This window comes from Streptococcus oralis (assembly GCF_021497945.1).
Lineage (GTDB): Bacteria > Bacillota > Bacilli > Lactobacillales > Streptococcaceae > Streptococcus > Streptococcus oralis_BR.
On sequence record NZ_CP046524.1, the window covers coordinates 1,876,440 to 1,897,763 of the forward strand.

Below are 21,324 nucleotides of genomic sequence, written 5' to 3' on the forward strand. Positions count from 1 at the left end.
TGCTGAAATAATCTGTTTCTCATTTTATTTTAAAGTTGATTTTCTCGTCATTATTCCTCAGAAACAGCAAACACACGGCTCCCCCTTTGGCCATTTTTATGCTAAAATAGTAGCTATGGATAAAATTATTAAAACAATATCAGAAAGCGGAGCCTTTCGTGCTTTTGTCCTTGATAGCACGGAAACTGTCCGCACTGCTCAAGAAAAGCATCAAACTCAAGCCAGCTCAACTGTAGCGCTTGGTCGCACCCTTATCGCTAGCCAGATTCTCGCAGCCAATGAAAAAGGAAATACCAAGCTAACAGTTAAAGTTCTTGGAACGAGCTCTCTCGGTGCCATCATCACGGTCGCAGATACCAAGGGAAATGTCAAGGGCTACGTTCAAAATCCTGGCGTTGACATCAAAAAGACTGCAACTGGTGAAGTCCTTGTCGGACCTTTTGTCGGAAATGGTCAATTTCTCGTTATCACAGACTACGGTACTGGAAATCCTTACAACTCCATGACTCCTCTCATCTCTGGGGAAATCGGTGAAGACTTGGCCTATTACCTGACAGAAAGCCAACAAACCCCTTCAGCAGTCGGGCTCAATGTTCTTTTGGATAAAGACGACAAGGTCAAGGTTGCCGGTGGCTTCCTTCTCCAAGTGTTGCCAGGAGCCAAGGAAGAAGAGATTGCCCGCTTTGAAAAACGCATCCAAGAAATGCCAGCTATCTCAACTCTTCTGGAAAGTGAAGACCATATCGAAGCCCTCCTCAAGGCCATCTATGGTGACGAATCTTACAAACGTCTATCTGAAGAAGAAATTCGTTTCCAATGTGACTGTAGCAAAGAACGCTTTATGGATGCTCTTGCTAGCCTTCCAGTCTCAGACTTAGAGGAAATGAAAGAGGAAGACCACGGGGCAGAAATCACTTGTCAATTCTGCCAAACAACCTATAACTTTGATGAAAACGACCTGGAGGAACTCATTCGTGACAAATCTTAATACACCTTTTATGATTGGCAATGTTGAGATTCCCAATCGTACTGTTTTAGCACCCATGGCTGGTGTCACCAACTCAGCCTTTCGTACCATCGCAAAAGAGCTTGGAGCTGGACTCGTTGTGATGGAAATGGTCTCTGACAAGGGAATCCAATACAACAACGAAAAAACCTTGCATATGCTTCACATCGATGAAGGCGAAAATCCCGTTTCTATCCAACTCTTTGGTAGCGACGAAGATAGCCTCGCACGCGCAGCAGAATTCATCCAAGAAAACACCAAGACCGATATCGTTGATATCAACATGGGCTGCCCAGTTAACAAAATCGTGAAGAACGAAGCTGGTGCTATGTGGCTCAAGGACCCAAACAAAATCTACTCTATCATCAACAAGGTCCAATCTGTCCTTGATATCCCCCTCACCGTCAAAATGCGTACTGGTTGGTCTGAACCATCCCTGGCCGTGGAAAATGCTCTCGCCGCCGAGGCTGCAGGTGTCTCTGCCCTTGCCATGCACGGCCGTACCCGTGAGCAAATGTATACTGGTCACGCTGACCTTGAGACCCTTCACAAGGTCGCTCAAGCACTGACAAAAATTCCATTCATCGCCAACGGTGACATCCGCACTGTTCAAGAAGCCAAACAGCGTATCGAAGAAGTCGGTGCTGATGCTGTCATGATTGGTCGCGCAGCCATGGGAAATCCCTACCTCTTCAACCAGATTAACCATTACTTTGAAACAGGAGAAATTCTCCCTGATTTGACTTTCGAGGACAAGATGAAAATCGCCTACGAACATTTGAAACGCCTGATTAACCTTAAAGGAGAAAACATCGCCGTTCGTGAATTCCGTGGACTCGCTCCTCACTACCTCCGTGGAACATCTGGCGCTGCCAAACTCCGTGGAGCTATTTCACAAGCTAGCACTCTGGCAGAAATTGAAGCCCTCTTGCAATTAGATAAAGCATAATAGAAAAAACCGTAACTCACTTGAAAGTTTACGGTTTTTTAGATCCTAGGAAAACCTAGATACTATTATTGAAGCAAGGCAACGCTCGAAACTTTACTATCCGCACCTGTTGTAATTTGGATGATTTTTCCTCCACCGACTTTGGCATTATACTTGCCATCATCAAGAGTGTAAGAATAACCTCTGATAGAATAGTTTTCTTTCTTTCCATCTGCAGTTTCTACTGTAAATTGGCCCCCTGATGAAACCGTAATAGTTTCGCCATTCGCTCCCTTCCAATTGCCTGCAGCTGCTGAGAAATCACCATCGACCATGGTTAAAACTCCCTTGTAGCGTTTGTTATGTTCTGCTTGCTTGTCTTGAAGTTTGCGATCAGTTGTTGGATCATAGCCTGACTGGTTAGACTGGGCTTGAGAGCCTTGCTGAGTTGATGGAGCTTGAGAAGGGGCTTGTTGACTAGGAGCTGCTTGCTCTTGTCTTGATTCAGGTGTCGGTTTCGCTTGTGACTGATCTGTCGTTGTAGAAGACTGACCAGAAGATGCCTGAGCCTTTTCAGATGAAGCTGATCTTGAAGATTTTTGAGTCTTGCTTTCTTTGCTAGAAGAAGCCGCTTTAGAACTTGATGATTGACTTGTTTTTGCAGAGCTACTAGTTTGAGTGGTTTCGTTTTTATTTCCACAAGCTCCCAGTAGCAAGGTAGAAGCCAATACAGTCGCTGCCATCAATTTGATATAGGTTTTCTTTTTCATCCTTCCACTCCTTTGTAATGCTTTTGAAATATTATGAAATATTTTTGTAATATAATTGTAACATTAGGCCTTAAATCTGTCAACTATTTAGAGAACCTATTTTAAAAATTGTTCCCTCCACTATTTCAATTCGTAATAAACAAGAAAAACAAGACAATCTTGTCCTGTTTTTCTTTTAAGCCGAATGCTTTTTACAAATATTTTTTGAACGAATCTGTCACTATTTCATTCTTTTCTTAGCAAGAATGGTTGCCCCCGCCAAGGTAAGAAGACCTGTAATTTCAAGTGCTAGATTTGAAATAGATCCAGTTGATGGCAATGACTTCTTCGGTTTATTTGTTGATGGACCTTGCTTCTTGTTTTCGTTTGTTGAAGCTTGGTTAGAAGATTGCTTGTCCTTGCTTAAATTATTTGGAGTTGATGGCTTCTTATCATCTGCTTGTGGCTTGCTATTATCTGGTCTAACCTCTGGTTTTGGTTTTTCTGGCTGCGGAGTTGGTTTTGACCCTGGGTTTTCCGGCTGTGGTTTAACCTCTGGTTTTGGTTTTTCTGGCTGCGGAGTTGGTTTTGACCCTGGGTTTTCCGGCTGTGGTTTAACCTCTGGTTTTGGTTTTTCTGGCTGCGGAGTTGGTTTTGACCCTGGATTTTCCGGCTGCGGTTTAACCTCTGGTTTTAGTTTTTCTGGCTGCGGAGTTGGTTTTGGCCCTGGGTTTTCCGGCTGTGGTTTAACCTCTGGTTTTGGTTTTTCTGGCTGCGGAGTTGGTTTTGGTCCTGGATTTTCCGGCTGTGGTTTAACCTCTGGTTTTGGTTTTTCTGGCTGCGGAGTTGGTTTTGACCCTGGGTTTTCCGGCTGTGGTTTAACCTCTGGTTTTGGTTTTTCTGGCTGCGGAGTTGGTTTTGACCCTGGGTTTTCCGGCTGTGGTTTAACCTCTGGTTTTGGTTTTTCTGGCTGCGGAGTTGGTTTTGGCCCTGGGTTTTCCGGCTGTGGTTTAACCTCTGGTTTTGGTTTTTCTGGCTGCGGAGTTGGTTTTGGCCCTGGATTTTCCGGCTGCGGTTTGACCTCTGGTACCAATTTCGCTTTAGCTTCTTTCAATTTAGACATGGCATCGTTCAATTTGGTTAATTGCATTGCCAGTTCATCCATTGTCACTGCTGTCTGTGATAGAAGCTTCTTGCTTTCGTCAACAACTTCTTTCGCATAAGTTCTAGTCTCATTATAGGCTTTTCCAGCTTCTCCTGTGAGTTTAGCCCCATCTGGAACAGTCTTTGTTTCATCGTCTAGTTTGTTCAAGGCTTCTTGGATGGCTACAATCTGCAGGATTTTATTGAAGGCTGGACGGAATTCTGTTTCAAAATAATCTTTTAAAACTTTCCCTTCTAAGGTACCATAATTCTTGTTCCACGTTTGCTTAATACCTGATTCAAACTCTTTTTCAAGACTAGTAATATTCGGATATTTTGCTCTATATGCAGCGACTTGTCTAGTCATTTTTTCGATTTGTGCATGGATTTGGTAGTAGATAAAATCATCTATAAATTTTTGCAAATCCTGCTCTGTGTAGCCACCCTTCTCCAACAGATTTTTAAATGCCTGCATTTTAGCAGGAGCAATCTGTTTAGATTCATCCCAAATATATTTTTTCTGCACTCTATAATCTGGATCATTCTCTGACAACTCAGGATATTGATTGACTTCAGCTAAAGCCTGCTCTAGTTTTTCAAGTTCTTCTAAGGCTTGTTTCACCAAAGCCGCTAGCTTTTTCGCTTCTTCTTCATTTGGTGTCTGTGGCTTTTCTTCCGTAGCTGGAGGGGTCTTACCTTCCGTTTCAGGGTCAGTTGGTTTCGTTAAACCTTTTTTGAAATTCTCTACAGTAGAATTTAATTCTCCTTTGGCTTTCTCTAGAATTTGATTCAGCTGGTCCTCTGTGCTAGCGTTAGTCAATTCGTCTCTATATTGATTGACAGTTTCTAAAACTTTCTTAACTAAGTCTTTGAATTTAGGTTCATCTTCCGGCTTCAGATCCTTCTCAACTCCGTTTAAAAGGTCAGTCATATATTTAGAAAGTTCAATATTAGCCTCTTCATAATTTTTGACTCTGCCCTTATCTTTTGTTTCCGAAGAATTTCTTCGTACTCTAGGTTTTGGCGTTTCTTTGGTTGATTTATCTGACGGTTGAAGTTTTGCAATTTCTGCGATAAGGTTATTTTTAGTCTTTAAAGCATCTTCGTTCTTCGTTGCACGATCTAGTTCGTTAAGAGCGTTTTTTTCTAGTTCTCGAAGCTGTTTGATATCTGCATCGTCTTCAGCTTCTTTCGCACTTAAACCTTTCTCTTTGATTTTCTCATCAACTTTTTGATTGACAAAGTTTTGAATTTCTTTTTCAATGTAGGCCTTATAAGATTGGAACAATTTACCTAGTTCTACAAGAACTTCTTTTTTAACGTCTTCAAGTGATTTTCCACCATCAACCTTAATATCCTTGTATGTTTTTTCTCTAATCTGATCAATTTTCTTCAGAAAAGCATCTTTGTCCTCAGTTGTAATTCCCTTGCTATTTGCCATCTTCTCAATTTGAGACTTTTGATAATTCAACTCTCGATCAATCTCATCTAATAGACTATCATTGATTTTTCTGTTTTCTTCGTTATATGTATTTCTTAGCTCCTCCAATTTATTGAAGTCATTCTCTTGCTCAATTTGCTTTGCATAAGCATCTTTTCTTTCTTTAGGTAAATTGGTTTCACTTAACTCTTTTTTCAATTCTGCCTTGTAAGCTGCAAATTGATCTTTCGCCTTCGACTTATTATCAGAAACAGTACTTACCTTCTTATCTACAGAGCTACTTACTTGCTTTACAGCGACATCTTTAGAAGTTGTTGCTTTCTGTGTTTTAGGTGTACTAGAATCTTCTTTTTTTGCTATCGTAGTCGTTTTTCCAGATTCGCTAGGATTTGCTTCTGTCGCATGTACGGCACTTCCTAAAAAGAGACTGGCAACTGCTACACTAGCGACTCCAACACTAAATTTGCGGATTGAATAGCGCATTTTTCTTTCATTTCTTGATTCAAACATATCTATTTCCTCCAATATTTATTAATCTAAATTAAATATAGTATATCTTACTTATATGAACTGTATATGAAATCTATGATATTATTTTTGATTATTTTTAACGTCTAATGCTTCCATTTGGGATAATGATTTCTTGCAAGATTTTTTCTTCCTCTGCAATACGTTGATACAAAATTACTGCATAAACAGGAAAAACCAATACAAAAGTCACGTAGGCATGGCTCAACAAAGCAAGTCCAACAAGCTCTGGCAAGATATTTAAAAAGTAATTGGGATGCTTAACTGTTCTAAAAATCACATGATCTACAAACTTATGGTCATTCACCAGCATAAGTTTCACTGTCCAGATATCTCCCAGCAGATGAATGACAAGCATTAACATTAGCATAGAAAAAACCAGCAACAACAAACCTACGAAACTCATATGATCAAAAGTTGTCTTATGTACCATTGCTTCTACAAAACAAGCTACATAAAAAACAATATGCGCCATCGTTAGTCGTTTCGTGTTTTCAACACCAAATTCTTGACCACCATTGCTAAGGATTCGTTTCTCGTTTTCAATTGAACGTTTTAAAAAAACCAATCGAATGAGGAATGTCAATAAAATAATAGCTAATACCATAAAAGAGGGTCCTTTCTGTTGTCTACTGCCACTATAACATTCCTATGTTAACTCAATATTAACTTTCAAAAAAAATAAAAAGAACGAAAATATTTCCGTTCTTATTCTTCCATCAAATGATCCGGTTGCAACCTGATTTTAAATTCCATTCCATGCTCGTAAGGTAAAAAACTATAAGACATTCGATGACTTTCTAGGATATTGTTGACAATGTAAAGTCCCAAGCCTGATCCTCCCACCTTGTCCGTCACGATTTGCGAGTGGTAAAAAATGTCAAACAAATGTTCCAACTCTTCCTCGCTTAGAGGATTGCAAGTGTTTCTGATAGAGAGATAGCCGTCTTGTTCAGAGATTATTACGCGCCCGTTTTCATCTGAATACTTGATGGCATTGCTGATTAGATTGGTCAAAACCTTGTCCAATGCCTTGAAACTCATAACAACTCTTGTACTATCTGTCAGCTGATTCTCAATTTCAATCCCTCTTGAAAATGCCAGTTCCTGGTAACGAGATAAAACATCTTTTAAGATGGTATTGACAGTCAAGGTCTCACTACACTCTGTCCACTCTTGAAACTTGGAGGATTCTAGAACTTCTTCCAATAGATGGCCCATCTGGTCAATCTTATCAATACTCTTTGCGATATATTTGGGGTGGTCTTTATAGTCACCGACATTATGTTGCATATTTTCTAGGATAATTCTAAGAGTAGCCAAAGGTGTCTTCAACTCGTGAGAAGCGCCACGGATAAAAGAAACCTTTTGTTTTTGCAACTTAAGGATTCGCTCATTTCGTCTTTCTGATTCATCAATCACTGTCAATAAGTTTTCATATACGTCATTGATTTGCTTTCCAACTTCTCCAACCTCATCTTTTCTTGTCTCATCGAAACGAATGTCATCATCAAGCTCCTGCATCTTACTTGTCACTTTTGAGATATAAAAGAGGGGTTCCAGTAAACGTTTAGTATAAAAGTAAGAAAAGATAAAAGCAAATACTATCGTTGCTAAAAATGTATAAGGAAGGTAAAGAAGCATGATGCGCGTCGCTTCTTTGTAGATATCAACTCCCTGTATAAACTGTACTGTAACGTTTTTACCATCGGCTGTAGTAATAGGACGATCAATCGTAACGATATAGTTGGCTAAATTACCTTCTTTAATTTCCAAATCATGTACGAGGGAGAGACGTTTATCTCGAATATCGTCTTTCAGATGGGCAGATATACGTAAGGATTTCGAATACGACTCCAACAAACTAGGCAACTCATCTGCTTTTTTTGTTTCTAGGTATTTGGTAAAAATCGTAGCACTCTCGTTAAACTTTTCTCCCTCTAGCTGAATATAGTAAAAAGGAAAGGTGAGATAGATGATAATGTGGATCACCAAACCAATGCCACCCAGAATTGTAAAACTTCTTAGAAAAGATTTTGTTAGTAGTTTAGGATTTTTGATCATAAGCTAATTTTATACCCTGCATTTTTAACTGTCACAATGCAATCCAGATCCAATTTTTTTCGAAGATTGCGGATATACACATCAACCACTCGATCCAAGGGGAGATCCGCAACATCGTTGGAAATAGCCTCCAATATCTGCTCTCTGCTCAATACCTGATTCTTATGCTGAATCAAGCACTTCAACACTAGCAATTCTTTTGGTTTAATTGGAACTTCCTCGTTTTTATAATGAGCACGATAGGAGGTGAAATCGACTGTCACATCATGATAATGCCACAAATCCTCTATCACATAGTAACGCCTGAGGAGGGCCTTGATTCTCTTTGCCAATAAAACCAAAGAAAAAGGCTTGGTCACATGGTCATCTGCATACAGGTCAAATACCTGTAACTGGGTCTCCTCGTCACCCAAGGCACTTAAAACAATCACAGGGATATCGTGGTGTCCGTTGATTTCCCTTAAGACTTCAAAACCGCTTCGTTTTGGCATCATCAGATCAAGAACTAGGAGATGGATGGGATATTCTCGAAATTTTTCCAAAGCCTCTTGTCCATCCTTAGCCAGAATCACATGGTAGCCCTCCTCTTTTAGAAAGGCGGCAATCCCTTCCCTGATCATTTCTTCATCATCTACGACTAAAATATTCATACATTTTCCTTTTGATTAAAAAACAACGAAAGACCTCTAGCTCTATGCACTGCATTAAAAATTAAATGCTGTAACTATAGGTTAGCAACGGCACTATCGTTAACTTTTTAGATTTTTTCTGTTTAAGGTGCAAAAAAAGAAACAGGGCTCTATTGAAATGGTGGAAATTTCAGGAAACTCTGCTCTTTTTCATTCTATACAAATCTTAATATCTATTTATTCTTATTATAACCAATATTTACATATTGTCAACTTATTTCCTTTGGTTTTATAAAAAAGTAGCAAAAAAGAATCAGGATTACTCCTGACTCTCCATTTTTAAGCAATATCAAATTTTAACTGACCTGCTTTGACACCAATCTTGAGGGTCTTGCCTGCTACCAGTTCTCCCTTAAGGAGGAGTTCTGCCAACTTGTCTTCCACTTCTGTTTGTAGTGTTCTGCGAAGCGGACGAGCTCCCATTTCTGGATCATAACCTTGGCTTGCTAGCAACTTCAACGCTGAAGCTTGCAGTTTCAAGTCGATGCCTTTCTCAGCAAGACTAGCAACCAATGGTTTAACCATGATCTTGACAATTTCCTGCATGTGTTCACTATCCAAACTATGGAAAACAACCTTCTCATCAATACGGTTGATAAACTCTGGTCGATAAGTTTTTTTCAACTCTTCAAAGATTCGTTTTTCCATATTTTCCTGATCAAAACGAATGTCCTTGGCCCCAAAACCGACAGTCTTGTCATCACGCAGGGCTGTCGCACCAAGGTTTGACGTCATGATGATAATGGTATTTGAAAAGTCAACCTTGCGACCCTTGCTGTCTGTTAGAACTCCATCATCCAAGACTTGCAAGAGGACATTAAAGATATCTGGGTGGGCTTTTTCAACCTCATCAAAGAGAAGCACTGAGTAAGGTTTATTGCGGACCTTCTCTGTCAATTCCCCACCTTCTTCGTAGCCCACATAACCCGGAGGCGCTCCGTTGAGACGGCTGGCTGCGAATTTCTCCATATACTCACTCATATCAAAGCGGATAAGGGCTGATTCGTCATCAAAGAGAACTTCTGCCAAAGCCTTTGCCAATTCGGTCTTCCCGACACCCGTCGGCCCTAGGAACATAAAGGAACCAATCGGACGCTTGTGACTGCGAATACCTGACTGGTTGCGGCGAATGGCACGGCTAATACTTGAAACAGCTTGATCTTGACCGATGACGCGTTTATGTAGTTCTGCTTCGAGGTTAAGGTATTTCTTAGCATCTGTTTGCGTCAGCTTTTGGACTGGGATACCTGACAAGCGGCTCAAGGTGGTCAAAATTTCAGATTCTGTTACCAAGTCTTTATAGACAGGCACTTCTTGTTCTTTTGCGATTAGCTGGGCCGCTTGTTTCCACTTGCCATCCATCAAGGCCTTGTCAGCTGGACTCAAGTCAGATTCGTCTGCTTTCACATGCTTGGATTTGTTTTGAACGGTTGCTGCCGCTTCATCTAAAAGGTCGATAGCAGAATCTGGTAAGTGACGACTGGTCAAGTAACGATGCGCCATCTTAACAGCTGTTTCGACAGCTTCATCTGTGATTCGCACACGGTGGTGTTTCTCATAGGTAGCCTTCAAACCTTGCAAAATGGTTATACTATCTGCCATACTAGGCTCTTCAATCGTCACTTTGGCAAACCGACGAGAAAGGGCAGCATCTTTTTCGATGTGTTTTTGGTATTCTTCCTGAGTGGTTGCACCAACCGTTCTCAGAGTTCCACGCGCCAATGCTGGTTTCAAAATATTAGCCGCATCCAGAGTCGAATCAATACCACTACCAGAACCCATGATTGTGTGGAGTTCATCGATAAAGAGGATCACTTTGCCATCTTCCTCGATGTCCTTGATGATATTGTTCATGCGCTCTTCAAAATCTCCACGGAAACGTGTTCCCGCAACGACATTCATCAAATCAAGCTCTAGAACACGCATCTTTGCCATTTCCGCAGGCACATCCCCACTAGCAATACGCTGGGCAAGTCCAAGTGCTAGAGCTGTTTTCCCGACACCAGCATCTCCAACCAAGACTGGATTGTTCTTGGTCTTTCGACTCAAAATCTGAATCATACGTGAGATTTCCTTGTCTCGACCGATAACTGGCTCTAACTTGCCAGAGCGCGCTTGCTCCGTCAGGTCATGCGTGTAGTCCTCTAGACCGCCACTTTGAGCTTGAGGCATGCCCATCATATTGGCCATGGAATTTTGCTTGTCAGTTACTGTGCGATGACGTTGACGCAAAGCCTTGAGATCTTCTCTTGTCCAACCTGCACGTTCCTCTAAATTGCGACGAAGAGCAGCTATTCTAACCTGATCTTTCTGGTCTTCATAAGAAAAGCCTGCTCTCTCCAAGATGCGAGTTGCCAAGGCATTGCCGTCATGCAAAATCGCATAGAGGACATGCTCTGTCCCTAGCACCTTTGCGTGGACCACTGAGGCTACATACTCTGCTTCTGCAAAGAGAACCTCCAAACGATGGGAAAAGGGTAATTCCGTAAAGGTTTCATCTTGGCTATAGTCCGTTTCAGTCAGTTCCAACGCAACCTCTTCTAAACGGTCCATCTCATATGGGTAATCATTTAGAGTCGCACCTGCCACACTGTAACTGTGATTGGACATGGCAATCAACAAATGCCATGACTCTAGGTAACGAGCTCCAAAATGGCTCGCAACCATGTAGGCACTTTCGATACATTCATTCAATGCTTTTGAATAGTTCATCTTACTTCTCTTTTCTATCTACCTCTTGTAATAGCTGTCGGAGTATATTGGCACGGACAACTGAGGATTCTTCCCCTAGGATACGATCTGTTGCTACTGAAGTCAGCAAGGTCATCTCCTGCTTGGTCATCAAGTCCTGCTCCACCAAAAGCTGGAGAATATCCTCATAAATCTCCTGACTAACTCGCTCACCAATCGAGTAAAGCAAATCGCGGAGCATCTCATGATGATTGGAAAACTCAATCCTGCCTATTCGAATGTAGCCTCCGCCACCACGCTTGCTCTCAACCAAGTAACCTCTGCTTTCCGTAAAGCGGGTCTTGATTACATAGTTGATCTGACTAGGTACAACCTGAAAGGTATCCGCCAACTGGCTCCGCTGCAATTCCACGATACCAGACTGGTCTAAAATCGCCTTGATATAGGCTTCGATATGATCTGATGTATTTTTAAATCTCATAGTAAATCAAACTCCTTCTTTGAACCTTGACTATCTTTGACTATACTATCATTTAACACTCTATAAGTCAAATTTTTAAGGCTCAACCATTGGAAATACTGACTTTTTTAAAAAACACTTTGGCATTAATTCGCCTTAGTTTTTCTTGAAAGTTCCTAAAAAAGTCCACAAAAAAGAGCCCTGAAAAGGGCGTAACATTGACGAGTTCAGCAGGCAAGAAACTAGCACGGTCAGACGTGCTTTTTTGTTTCTCTGTACCTGGTACAAGTATAACATAAAAATTTGCTCATTTTCTAATTTTAAGCAAGTTTTTCCCTCTTACCCCCCACTCCCTTAAAAAAAACGTTAGATATCTGGACAGTTACCCCCTCCCTCCGGTTCCCATTTCTGAAAATTTTCATGAATTTTCATAACGGGGGGTGTTTTACAATTTTTTTCTAATTTCTAAACCCTGTTATTTTGACAAATTGGAACTTAAAACAGCCTTCTTGTGTCTCTATAATCTCTTATGAATTCATTGTTTTACACATTCTATTGAATTCGCTTTGTGAGTTACTTCCTTACTCTATCAAGCGTTTTATAAGATACTGTTTTATGAGTTCACTGTTACCTTAAAACAAGGAATTCATAAAAGAATACAGAAAAAGATAGGCGCAAACCTATCTTCATTTTATTTATTGCCCAAAGAATTTAGAAATAATATTTTTCTTTTTCTCTGGTAGATCATTAAAGACTTCCCTTTGTTTAATAAGTTCTTGCTCTTTCCGATCTATAAAATCATCTACCACTCCAGAGATATACTCTGTAAATTCTTCAACACTATGTCCCTTGATTTTACCATCTTGTACTAACTCCTCTAAAAGCAAGTCACTCCATAAAACCATATCTGGAGAAAGATTATAGTGCTCCAATTCTTTAAGAATGGCCTGCTCATAGTATCGTTGTTGCCCTTTGTTAATGTAATAGTACTTGTCTTTAAACTTTCCTTCTAATAGCTTGATGCAATATTCTTCTGGCAGTTCACTTCTCAAAAAGCCTTCAGTGGTTACTGTAGAAGATTCCATAGTGTAAAAGCTCTGTAGTTCATTTAAAAATTCAAAGACAACAGAACGATAAAGTTTATTTTCAGCTTTTAATGTTTCTACCATATCAGCAACCAAGGGTAGAATTTTACTCTGAGAGAACTCCTTCCAGTCTTTAAAATATACTAATGACTTTTCCCTGATGGCTTTTTCTCGCTGCTTAAATTCATTTTCTAACTGATTTTCTTTTTGACGTGTTGTCAAAAACATATCGCTTAAAATCGAAGTGTAGTCTTGTTTATACTCTTCAATTTCGTTTAGTATTTCTTTTTTAACTCCCTCTTGCTTACTAAAGAATTCTGTAGCTTCTTGTTCATTCATTTTATGAAAAAGATTCTTCATGAGTTCATGAAATGGATTAACATAAACTAGATTATAGTCCTGATACAAAAGAAAGAGATTGATTACATCAGTGCTATTCATAGATTAACCTCCAATACCAGGCTCTTGATTTTTTGAGAAATCTAGCTCCCAGATTGCAGCTGACTTTTCATCATGAGACTTACCATAAGCAAATTGTTTAGCTACATAGAGGTCCATATCTTCAAGTGCTAGTGTATCCTGATAGCGTTGTAAGTTAATTCCTCCACCTACAACTGCATCATATCGCCCTTGAATGAAAGAAGTCGCCTTCCCTTTTTCTTGAGAGATTGAAGGAATGATTTGTAAATTTAGAGGTACCGCCTTGTTATAAGTTGCGCTATCTGTAAAGTTAATTAGTTTCTTCTCGATCTCCCAGATTTCTGAGGGATTCACAACAAGAACAATTTTATTGGTCGTATCTACAAAACTAACTCCATCAGCTTTTACAGAATGGAATTTAAAAATCTCTGATACCTGGTTTACAGTTTCTTTAGGATTTTCAAAAGTTAATTTTAAAGCTTGTTTTTCTTTTTTAGGATAAGTAATATTTGAACCTTGTGCCACTCCCGTCAATTGTCTTGTTAGTCCTAGAGGTTTATTATCACCATCACCGTTTAAAAACGCTTCTTCCAATGCTACTGCAAAAGCTTCTGTTAATTGAGTTCTTACAAAATTTTCAATCCAAATCGGTCCAAGTTCTTTAAAATCTTTCGGGATCACGATGAAAGCCGTTAACTTATGCTGGATTTCTTGTTTACTTCCAAAACTAGCTTTTAATTGCCCTTTGATTTCTCCAAAAACCTTGCCCCAAACTGCTCCACCACTACGCTCTGATGTCAAAAAGTTTAGGCGGATTCCTAGGTTTTTTAGTCCAATTTTTTCAAGTAAGGGGTGTTCTGATTTTATATCTTCAAAAATTCTGTCAATCGTCTCCTCTGGGAGAAGTTTTTCCACCCCTTTAGGGATATTCTTATCAAATTCATTAAAGAATACCATTTCATTGCCCTTTAAAGTATTAGGCTGTGATGTAAAGCCATCTCCTGAATATGATGCAGTTTTAGCTTCTTCAATCATATGTTCCTGCATTTTGTCTAACATATCACCGTAAAGTTTTGTTTGCTGATCTTGTGGAGCATTAGTTTTCACTGCATTCATAAACGCTTCTCTAGCTTGCATGTATTCGTTTTTTGTTTGTCCTTTAAGTCTCATAGTCATATTTTTTATTTCCTTTCATTTTTAAGCAAAAAAAGGCAGAACAAAAAACGTATTTACGTCTTATGTCCTACCTCTTGTTTTCAAGTCAGTATTTAAAATTTTTGTTGTGTTTTGGTTTCTACCATGGTCACAACACCATCTGCAATTATCAACCGAATGTCACCATATTCTGGTAACTTTACACTCTTAATTATACCACGGTTTAGGAAATAAATCCAACCTTTATGCAATTCATTCATATATCCTCCTTTCTCTAAAAAGGTAGTCATTTTGGGGTATCTAGTGACTACCACCTCCGCCCTACAGCCCCAAGGGGTTATAAAATGCGTAGTCAGGTAGTCACCTCGCTCCAAAAAAATAAATAATAAACGCCTTTAATCTATTTATTCTATATACTTTATAAATAATATAAAATAACTACTTTTTTATATAAAAGTCAATCATATCAAGGGTTTGATAGGGTAGTCAGTAAAATCTTAAAAACTACCCTTTTTATAAATCCTTTTTGTTTAAAGGTTCTAGCTCACCTCTAAAAGGTAGTCATTTTTTTGAGTTGGTGACTACCATAACTACCTTTTAGGTTTTGAATAACCAGGCTTAACACTTTTTCCAAATTTTAAAGATCGTTTGTGTTCCCATCCCTCTTTATTTTGCATGTACTTTTTAACCTTTGCTTTGTCCTTTGGTGGTGCTTTGTCAGTTAGATAGACCTCTTGAAAAAATAGGTTAATAGTCATCTTGCTCCTACCTACCAATTCGCCATATTTTTCTGTATCCAGTTCCGCCGTTCCACCTTCGCTATTTCTAAAATATCCTTCATTCATCATGTCATAGATATAATAGTATCTTGTCCGGTCTGATATTGGGTACTGATACATATTTTTGGGATAAGGTAAAGCTAAATAGCGCTCCAAATCCTCAAGGGTTTCATCAGCAAATTTGTACCTACTTCTTACCTCATTTACCAGGTTCTCTTGCTCGTCTGTCAGCATCAAAGACTGGTTAGACTTCCAAGCTACTACCATAGCCCCCCAAAAGGCTCTACGGTCTTTTTCCGTCCACTTCCTACCCTTATAAGTGGTATCCTTATGTACTTCAGCAACCAGAAAGCGCCTTTCCCCTGTCAAGTCATTTAAATAATCATGGTCATTAGTTGCTCTCACGATGATAAAACTCTTAGGTAGCCGTCTATCACTAGAAGCATAGGGCGGTCTATACTCTAGCTTGGTTTCAGTGATGAACTTCTTCAACTCTGAAAAACTAGCCTTTTTACTGGCCACCATTTCATCATCAAATACACACCAATTTCTAACCATTCTAGCCTTATCGTCTTTGTCTGTGAAAGTTTCAACGGTTGTAAAATACTTGTGAGTGAATAGTCCCTCAAAAAATTGAGTCTTCCCCACTCCCTGCCGTCCAGTCAAGTCCAGCACAAAGTCAAATTTAATAGAGGGGTCAAATACCTTAGCAATCGCCCCACGGAAAAACAAATCCATGATAATACGGTTATATTCGTCATCTTTGATATTCAGATAATGCCTCAGAATATCAAAAGGATCACGCTGATACACTAGCTTTTTATACTCGCTTTCGCATGATTCCAGATAGTCTTTTAAAGGGTTGTAGCTATGCTCTCCAGCCACCACTTCCAAAATATCGGCTATATCCCCTTTTTTATAATCTATCTTGTACTTTGTAGCAATATACGCCCTAATCTCTCTAATAATTAAGTCGTCAATGGTTCCGCTTAAGGTTCTACCGTTCAATTTTGTTGGTTTTGTCACGTCAATTTCATAAGTGAATGTATTGTACTGTATCGCCCCCTTCAGCTTGCTATCTCCACTTAAAATCTTCTTGAGATTGTCCAAGGTAACCGCAAAGCCTTTCCCTTTGGTTTTAGGCGTTAGATTCAGGCTATTGTGTTCCTCGTCGGTCTCTCTTGCTTTGGTCAAGTCCACCACGGTAGGCAGTATTTGTTGCTGATTCTCTTCGATGATTTTAGTTACAATTTCTTCACTATTCAAAAGCCACCTCCTTATAGAATTTTGTCGCTACTTCAAGGAAATAACTGGCCAATTCTTTCCGTCTGACAATAGTAGAAAACAAGTCCACTAACTGACTAAAACTGTAACCATTGACAAATAGCAAGCGGACTAGTGTAGCCGTCTCATATCTGGTATGGATTCCATTACAAATCAGGTCAAAAATCCACCCTTTCAGCTCCACGCCAAGCCCCTGCCGTTGCTCAGTCAACTTGTTCACTTCTAAATCCTTCAGGATCATCAGTAATTCAGGACTAGCCAAGGTAATTTCTAATGGTCTAGCTAGTTCCCAGCCTTTCCTATCGCTTTTTTCGTCTCTGATAGCCACATATAAGCCTTTATAGTGAAAATCCGTCACCCCCTCACCTATCGGCTCATAGTAGATAAACTTATAATAGTTTCCATTCTTCCAAACTTGAGTTGGTGTAGACTTGAGAAAGGAAAATAATGCTAATTTGTCAGCTGATAAAATCAACTCGATCACTCGCATTCTTCCACCCCCAAGAACTTCCAAATATCAGCCACTTTATAGTATGCTTTTCTAGTATCCTCTAGTGGGGGCTGATACCGTCTTAAACCTGCACCTTCCCACTTTTGGAGTGTCTTATACTTTATATCCAACTCTTCCATGGCTTCCTGGGCTGAGATTAGACCTGTAAACTTTTGTGGTACTTTTTCACGGCTTTTTAGGTAACGCTCGATAGCTTCTAATATTTTTGTTTTGAGTTCCTCAATCATTTTTTCAAACATACTAGCACCCCCACGGTCTCGCCCCTGCAAGCTGAATATATCGCCCATAGTCAGGGCTTAAATCCTCGCTAGGTGTTTCTATCGTCTGTTGGTTTTCTCGCTCGATTTGGGCGCTTTTTTTGTGGTCTCGATGGTTTAGATAAAGCAGCAAGCCAATCAATAGCATCATGAAGATAACCGCCTGTGTATTGGTTAAATCTAACTCATTCATTTCAATAGCCCCCTTTTTCGTAGATCAGTGGCTACTAAACTACGTAAATACGTCCAGGTTGAAGCAGTTGCGTGAACGATTCCATTACTTAAATTGTTTTCTTTTATTGCTTGATCTAAGAAATTGAATAGCAACCAGTTAGGGGCTTTGCCATGTATTTCTGTGCATTCGTCGTCATATTTTTTTAATTCCCCAAGCAAATTCTCAACATTGCTATTAAAGAAATCCTCATGACTTGCCTCTTGCTGTTTATATACCTCAGATAATTTGTAAAACTGAATCCATAACTGACTAATTGCCGTTCTACAATCTTCAGCAATTTCTGTTGCTCCATGGTGTTTCTTGGATAAATGCCACTCTGACAAAATATCTAATTTTTCCTCTACAAGTCCCAACTCTTTTTCTAAATCTTCAAAGTATGTGTCCATGTTTTTACCTCTGTTTCTATGTTTGTGTATTTGCCCTGATGGCTTTTCAATGATCGTTTCCTATACTGAATTATCACCACTCCAAACGCTGGGCGATTGCCCCAAGTTGGCGAACGCTTGTAGTGATGTTTCGTGGGTATTTACCCACCTTTTTGTTAAACAAGTGCCTAGAATTGCCGTGTCAGCACTCGTTTCAAAACCTTTTCTAATTGCTTGCCTGCTCTTCGGTTTTTTAGTTTGTCTTCGTTTCGTTTTCAATTTGATCGCCTAATCTTTTCCAGGCTCTATCAAATTCTTCACGTTGGATTTCTTTACTATGTAACTGCCTTGCTAATTCCATGCCTCTACGCATGAATCTAGCGAAGTGAGTTTTTACTGTCATCTGTTAGCCCTCCATCATGTCATATAATAGGGCGTAATGTGTATCTGGAATCCTATCTAAGGCTTTCAAACCATCATGTTCCGCTTTCTGCCTAGTTTCCGCCTTGATTGTGCTATCAAAGGCGATAGAAAAAGCGTTCAGCATTGCTTTGTAGCGTGCTACACTCTTCAAATAGCGCCCACGTTCAGAAAGTTTCTTGTCTTCCAGTTCCTCTTTTACCGAATTGTCCAAGAGTTCAAACTTACTATAGATCCCTTTTTCTACTTCAAAACCTAGTCGCTTGTTTTGTCTGAGATTGTAAAGATTAACCTTGCAGCTATCTAGGTTACGATAGCCTAGCACTCCAGCGATTTCTTCTAAGTTTTTGCCCTCTAGTTCAGGCAATTTTTCAGCAATATCCTTGAATTTTACTGATTGGTGTCTCTTTCCCATTGTGTACCTTGTCTTTCTATGTTATAATCAAGGTATAGAAAAAATATCTATACCCTAGATTTCGTCGCTTGCTTCGGTCGCCAAACTTTCAGCAAGTGACTTTTTTTGTTGTCTTGTTTCATGCTTTTGTCCCTGACTTGGGTTTATATAGCAAGTCTTTACTTTCGATAAGTTCCAGTATCCAGCTGATTCCCTGCTCAACCGTTTCAAGAAATGCGCCTAGGTCTTCACTTTCTAAGTCCTCATAGTTCATACAAAGATATTCGGCTAGTTGTCTATCTTTCTCAACTAGCTTTTTAAAATCCTTGAAATACTTGGGAATTTCTAACCCCTTAGCATTTGTAACTGTCTTAAAGTCATTCTCCATGAGTTCGCTCCTTTCTAACTATAAAATAGTTCGTCTATTGTTATGTCTGGTTCGATTTCTGCAACCATTGACTTGATTGTTAGGCGTTCTTTGTCATTGAATGGCGTTTTACCTAACTCTTTGTTGTTGTATGACTGCAAAGAAATTTTTAGTTTATCCGCCATTTGTTGCTGAGTCAATCCTAACATAACTCGATAACCTCTTAGTTTCCCCATAGGTTTCCTCCTCTCTAAAAATATCCCTCCATAAATAGATTGAAAGTGTAAAAGGTTGGAGAGAACGGACATTTTTGTCCTTTACATGTTTTATAATATCAGACATTTTTGTCTGTGTCAAGCGTTTTTTTAATTTTTTACAGACATTTTTGTCTTTTTTTAAAATAAATGTTATAATTAGCAACGAAAGGTATTATGAATAATGAATAGATTGAAAGAATTAAGAAAAGAAAAAAAGAAGTCTCAGAAAGAAATAGCCAACTTTTTAAAAATAAATGAAAAAACTATATCTCGGTGGGAAAATGGAGAAAGCCAAATTACCCTCAAAAATGCTGCTCAACTAGCTGATTATTTTGGTGTACCTCTTACTTATTTATTAAATCAGGAAGAAGAGCGGGAGAAACTTCAAGAATTACACCGAAAACTCCCAACTTTAGAAGAATTTGATGAACTCCTATACAAGCAACAAGAAAGCCGCTTTAAAAGATTTGTTCAATTTGTATCAGATGAAGAGATGAAAATCAAGGATAGAAACCTAGTTCTAATATTTAACTTGCTAGTCTCCTCTGATGAAACTTTCGGAGTAAACCAGATATATCCCTTTCCATTAGATGAAAAAGATGACTATCATTTTACAAACCAACAGAAAAGCGAAAAATAAGCCCCTTATCCGCCTTATTTCCTATTCTGGTACAATTTCCATCTGACTGCTTAAAATCGAAGAATAGGGGCATTCTCGTAGCTCCTCGCATGGTATAAACTCAAAACATTTTCTAATTGCTTGCCTGCTGATGGAAAAGGAGTTAAAACCATGAAAATTACAAAACACACGAAAAAAGACGGATCAGCAGTCTACCGCTCCAGTATCTATCTTGGCATTGATTCTGTGACTGGTAAGAAGGTCAAGACTACCATATCAGCACGAACAAAGAAAGAACTCAAAAACAAGGCCACTCAGGCTAAGGTAGAATTTGAGAAAAACGGCTCTACACGGAAACAACGCTCACATATAACAACCTATAGCGAACTTGTGGACTTGTTTTGGCAAACCTACCAGCATACCATAAAGACTAATACGCAGATAAAGATAAAAGGCTGCTTAAATAACTACCTCTTGCCCTCATTTGGTACTTATAAACTAGATAAACTTACACCTGTCATTATCCAAACTCAGGTAAATAAGTGGGCGGATGAGTACAATCAGGACGGAACGGGGTATAAAGAATACAATCACCTTCATGCCTTAAATAAACGTATTCTACAGTATGGAGTTTCTATTCAAGCATTAGACAATAACCCTGCTCGTGATATTGTCATTCCTAGAAAGATAACTAGAGATAAACAAGAAATTAAATACTTTCAAGATCAGGAACTTAAAAACTTTCTCTCCTATCTCGATAACCTGGAGAATACCTTTGTCAATTTCTATGATACTGTGCTTTATAAAACGCTCCTAGCTACTGGACTGCGCATCCGTGAATGTCTGGCCCTGGAATGGTCTGATATTGATCTGCAGAACGGAACGATTGATATTAACAAAACACTCAACATTTTAAACCAGGTAAACACTCCTAAGACAAAATCAAGCTATAGAGTTCTAGATATCGATCATAAAACAGTGCTCATGCTTCGTCTCTACCGAGCAAGACAAGCAGAAAATGGTAGAAACATTGGCTTAACCTATGAGAAAGTATTCTCTGATAGCTTTGACAACTATGTCAATACTCGAAAGGTTGATTACCGCCTACATAAGCACTTAAAAAACGCTAACTGTACTGATTTAGGCTTTCATGCTTTCCGACACACTCACGCTAGTATCTTGCTTAATGCTGGCCTGCCATACAAGGAGATACAGACACGGCTTGGCCATGCAAAAATATCTGTAACTATGGACACTTACAGCCATTTATCAAAAGAAAACCAAAAAAGAGCAGTCTCATTCTTTGAAACTGCCCTCGAAAAAATAAAAAGTTCTTAAAAAAGTCCACAAAATAAAAAAAGCGATACATAAAACCCTTATGTATCAACGATTATAGAATGATTTCGGTATAATTGACTATTATACCGAAATTTTTTTATTTTTAAAAGAAAAAGGGCGCTGGTAAAGAATAATCTTC

General features: G+C 39.1%; 23 protein-coding genes. 4 read left to right on the forward strand and 19 right to left on the reverse strand.

Annotated features, from left to right (window positions below; translation table 11 throughout):
- Positions 1–115: 115 nt before the first annotated feature.
- Together hslO and dusB are read left to right on the forward strand one after the other, a co-directional pair.
- The gene (gene hslO / locus GOM47_RS09295; RefSeq protein ID WP_235080626.1) at positions 116–988 is read left to right on the forward strand and encodes an Hsp33 family molecular chaperone HslO; all 873 of its coding nucleotides are present in this window, start codon (positions 116–118) and stop codon (positions 986–988) included.
- Positions 975–1,955: a tRNA dihydrouridine synthase DusB gene (gene dusB, locus GOM47_RS09300; protein WP_235080627.1), complete on the forward strand. Its 981-nt coding sequence runs from the start codon at positions 975–977 to the stop codon at positions 1,953–1,955. Before hslO ends, dusB begins: the two co-directional genes overlap by 14 nt.
- Positions 1,956–2,020: 65 nt before the next feature.
- Here dusB and GOM47_RS09305 read toward each other — a convergent pair whose 3' ends face one another.
- From GOM47_RS09305 to GOM47_RS09395, 19 genes are all read right to left on the reverse strand, one after another.
- Positions 2,021–2,704 (reverse strand): hypothetical protein, encoded by a 684-nt coding sequence (locus tag GOM47_RS09305; protein ID WP_235080628.1) that lies wholly within the window; start codon positions 2,702–2,704, stop codon positions 2,021–2,023.
- A gap of 220 nt (positions 2,705–2,924) precedes the next feature.
- The gene (locus GOM47_RS09310; RefSeq protein ID WP_235080629.1) at positions 2,925–5,777 is read right to left on the reverse strand and encodes a GAG-binding domain-containing protein; all 2,853 of its coding nucleotides are present in this window, start codon (positions 5,775–5,777) and stop codon (positions 2,925–2,927) included.
- Between the two features lie 97 nt (positions 5,778–5,874).
- Complete coding sequence (locus GOM47_RS09315; protein WP_235080630.1) at positions 5,875–6,402, reverse strand: isoprenylcysteine carboxyl methyltransferase family protein; 528 nt, start codon at positions 6,400–6,402, stop codon at positions 5,875–5,877.
- A 101-nt stretch (positions 6,403–6,503) separates the two neighbouring features.
- The gene (locus GOM47_RS09320) at positions 6,504–7,859 is read right to left on the reverse strand and encodes a sensor histidine kinase (protein WP_235080631.1); all 1,356 of its coding nucleotides are present in this window, start codon (positions 7,857–7,859) and stop codon (positions 6,504–6,506) included.
- Complete coding sequence (locus GOM47_RS09325) at positions 7,856–8,509, reverse strand: response regulator transcription factor (RefSeq protein ID WP_235080632.1); 654 nt, start codon at positions 8,507–8,509, stop codon at positions 7,856–7,858. The genes GOM47_RS09320 and GOM47_RS09325 overlap by 4 nt, the downstream gene beginning before the upstream one ends.
- 318 nt (positions 8,510–8,827) lie before the next feature.
- A complete protein-coding gene (locus GOM47_RS09330; RefSeq protein WP_235080633.1) occupies positions 8,828–11,260 on the reverse strand; it encodes an ATP-dependent Clp protease ATP-binding subunit in 2,433 nt (810 codons plus the stop codon).
- A 1-nt stretch (position 11,261) separates the two neighbouring features.
- Positions 11,262–11,720, reverse strand: coding sequence for a CtsR family transcriptional regulator (locus GOM47_RS09335; protein WP_235080634.1), 459 nt, complete (start codon positions 11,718–11,720; stop codon positions 11,262–11,264).
- A 674-nt stretch (positions 11,721–12,394) separates the two neighbouring features.
- Complete coding sequence (locus GOM47_RS09340; protein WP_084856435.1) at positions 12,395–13,225, reverse strand: hypothetical protein; 831 nt, start codon at positions 13,223–13,225, stop codon at positions 12,395–12,397.
- Between the two features lie 3 nt (positions 13,226–13,228).
- Entirely contained in the window at positions 13,229–14,380 is a 1,152-nt protein-coding gene (locus GOM47_RS09345; protein WP_414930277.1) for a phage major capsid protein, read from the reverse strand.
- 92 nt (positions 14,381–14,472) lie between these two features.
- Positions 14,473–14,619, reverse strand: coding sequence for a DUF2292 domain-containing protein (locus GOM47_RS09350; RefSeq protein WP_001003898.1), 147 nt, complete (start codon positions 14,617–14,619; stop codon positions 14,473–14,475).
- A 330-nt stretch (positions 14,620–14,949) separates the two neighbouring features.
- Complete coding sequence (locus GOM47_RS09355) at positions 14,950–16,404, reverse strand: virulence-associated E family protein (protein ID WP_235080635.1); 1,455 nt, start codon at positions 16,402–16,404, stop codon at positions 14,950–14,952.
- Positions 16,397–16,912 carry a hypothetical protein gene (locus GOM47_RS09360; protein WP_084856430.1) on the reverse strand — a complete coding sequence of 172 codons (516 nt, stop codon included), beginning with the start codon at positions 16,910–16,912 and terminating at the stop codon, positions 16,397–16,399. The genes GOM47_RS09355 and GOM47_RS09360 overlap by 8 nt, the downstream gene beginning before the upstream one ends.
- Positions 16,903–17,172, reverse strand: coding sequence for a hypothetical protein (locus GOM47_RS09365; RefSeq protein WP_084856428.1), 270 nt, complete (start codon positions 17,170–17,172; stop codon positions 16,903–16,905). The genes GOM47_RS09360 and GOM47_RS09365 overlap by 10 nt, the downstream gene beginning before the upstream one ends.
- Before the next feature lies 1 nt (position 17,173).
- Positions 17,174–17,383 carry a hypothetical protein gene (locus GOM47_RS09370; protein WP_084856425.1) on the reverse strand — a complete coding sequence of 70 codons (210 nt, stop codon included), beginning with the start codon at positions 17,381–17,383 and terminating at the stop codon, positions 17,174–17,176.
- Entirely contained in the window at positions 17,380–17,811 is a 432-nt protein-coding gene (locus GOM47_RS09375) for a hypothetical protein (RefSeq protein WP_084856423.1), read from the reverse strand. Before GOM47_RS09375 ends, GOM47_RS09370 begins: the two co-directional genes overlap by 4 nt.
- Before the next feature lie 232 nt (positions 17,812–18,043).
- Positions 18,044–18,193, reverse strand: a complete 150-nt coding sequence (locus GOM47_RS09380; RefSeq protein WP_180383029.1) for a hypothetical protein — start codon at positions 18,191–18,193, stop codon at positions 18,044–18,046.
- A 3-nt stretch (positions 18,194–18,196) separates the two neighbouring features.
- A complete protein-coding gene (locus GOM47_RS09385) occupies positions 18,197–18,625 on the reverse strand; it encodes a hypothetical protein (protein ID WP_084856421.1) in 429 nt (142 codons plus the stop codon).
- 118 nt (positions 18,626–18,743) lie between these two features.
- Positions 18,744–18,992 carry a hypothetical protein gene (locus GOM47_RS09390; protein ID WP_084856419.1) on the reverse strand — a complete coding sequence of 83 codons (249 nt, stop codon included), beginning with the start codon at positions 18,990–18,992 and terminating at the stop codon, positions 18,744–18,746.
- Between the two features lie 14 nt (positions 18,993–19,006).
- A complete protein-coding gene (locus tag GOM47_RS09395) occupies positions 19,007–19,207 on the reverse strand; it encodes a helix-turn-helix transcriptional regulator (protein WP_084856417.1) in 201 nt (66 codons plus the stop codon).
- Between the two features lie 202 nt (positions 19,208–19,409).
- Between GOM47_RS09395 and GOM47_RS09400 the strand changes: the two genes are divergently transcribed.
- Both GOM47_RS09400 and GOM47_RS09405 read left to right on the forward strand, forming a co-directional pair.
- On the forward strand, positions 19,410–19,868 hold the full coding sequence (locus GOM47_RS09400; RefSeq protein ID WP_084856416.1) for a helix-turn-helix domain-containing protein: 459 nt from the start codon (positions 19,410–19,412) through the stop codon (positions 19,866–19,868).
- A 150-nt stretch (positions 19,869–20,018) separates the two neighbouring features.
- Positions 20,019–21,185 carry a tyrosine-type recombinase/integrase gene (locus GOM47_RS09405; protein WP_084856415.1) on the forward strand — a complete coding sequence of 389 codons (1,167 nt, stop codon included), beginning with the start codon at positions 20,019–20,021 and terminating at the stop codon, positions 21,183–21,185.
- Positions 21,186–21,324: the final 139 nt, after the last annotated feature.

What these genes read in the sequence shown, in the direction of transcription:
- hslO (WP_235080626.1), top strand. Translation starts at nt 116, where the DNA reads ATGGATAAAATTATTAAAACAATATCAGAAAGCGGAGCCTTTCGTGCT.
- GOM47_RS09305 (WP_235080628.1), bottom strand. Translation starts at nt 2,704, where the DNA reads ATGAAAAAGAAAACCTATATCAAATTGATGGCAGCGACTGTATTGGCT.
- GOM47_RS09310 (WP_235080629.1), bottom strand. Translation starts at nt 5,777, where the DNA reads ATGTTTGAATCAAGAAATGAAAGAAAAATGCGCTATTCAATCCGCAAA.
- GOM47_RS09315 (WP_235080630.1), bottom strand. Translation starts at nt 6,402, where the DNA reads ATGGTATTAGCTATTATTTTATTGACATTCCTCATTCGATTGGTTTTT.
- GOM47_RS09320 (WP_235080631.1), bottom strand. Translation starts at nt 7,859, where the DNA reads ATGATCAAAAATCCTAAACTACTAACAAAATCTTTTCTAAGAAGTTTT.
- GOM47_RS09325 (WP_235080632.1), bottom strand. Translation starts at nt 8,509, where the DNA reads ATGAATATTTTAGTCGTAGATGATGAAGAAATGATCAGGGAAGGGATT.
- GOM47_RS09330 (WP_235080633.1), bottom strand. Translation starts at nt 11,260, where the DNA reads ATGAACTATTCAAAAGCATTGAATGAATGTATCGAAAGTGCCTACATG.
- GOM47_RS09335 (WP_235080634.1), bottom strand. Translation starts at nt 11,720, where the DNA reads ATGAGATTTAAAAATACATCAGATCATATCGAAGCCTATATCAAGGCG.
- GOM47_RS09340 (WP_084856435.1), bottom strand. Translation starts at nt 13,225, where the DNA reads ATGAATAGCACTGATGTAATCAATCTCTTTCTTTTGTATCAGGACTAT.
- GOM47_RS09345 (WP_414930277.1), bottom strand. Translation starts at nt 14,380, where the DNA reads ATGACTATGAGACTTAAAGGACAAACAAAAAACGAATACATGCAAGCT.
- GOM47_RS09350 (WP_001003898.1), bottom strand. Translation starts at nt 14,619, where the DNA reads ATGAATGAATTGCATAAAGGTTGGATTTATTTCCTAAACCGTGGTATA.
- GOM47_RS09360 (WP_084856430.1), bottom strand. Translation starts at nt 16,912, where the DNA reads ATGCGAGTGATCGAGTTGATTTTATCAGCTGACAAATTAGCATTATTT.
- GOM47_RS09365 (WP_084856428.1), bottom strand. Translation starts at nt 17,172, where the DNA reads ATGTTTGAAAAAATGATTGAGGAACTCAAAACAAAAATATTAGAAGCT.
- GOM47_RS09370 (WP_084856425.1), bottom strand. Translation starts at nt 17,383, where the DNA reads ATGAATGAGTTAGATTTAACCAATACACAGGCGGTTATCTTCATGATG.
- GOM47_RS09375 (WP_084856423.1), bottom strand. Translation starts at nt 17,811, where the DNA reads ATGGACACATACTTTGAAGATTTAGAAAAAGAGTTGGGACTTGTAGAG.
- GOM47_RS09380 (WP_180383029.1), bottom strand. Translation starts at nt 18,193, where the DNA reads ATGACAGTAAAAACTCACTTCGCTAGATTCATGCGTAGAGGCATGGAA.
- GOM47_RS09385 (WP_084856421.1), bottom strand. Translation starts at nt 18,625, where the DNA reads ATGGGAAAGAGACACCAATCAGTAAAATTCAAGGATATTGCTGAAAAA.
- GOM47_RS09390 (WP_084856419.1), bottom strand. Translation starts at nt 18,992, where the DNA reads ATGGAGAATGACTTTAAGACAGTTACAAATGCTAAGGGGTTAGAAATT.
- GOM47_RS09395 (WP_084856417.1), bottom strand. Translation starts at nt 19,207, where the DNA reads ATGGGGAAACTAAGAGGTTATCGAGTTATGTTAGGATTGACTCAGCAA.
- GOM47_RS09400 (WP_084856416.1), top strand. Translation starts at nt 19,410, where the DNA reads ATGAATAGATTGAAAGAATTAAGAAAAGAAAAAAAGAAGTCTCAGAAA.
- GOM47_RS09405 (WP_084856415.1), top strand. Translation starts at nt 20,019, where the DNA reads ATGAAAATTACAAAACACACGAAAAAAGACGGATCAGCAGTCTACCGC.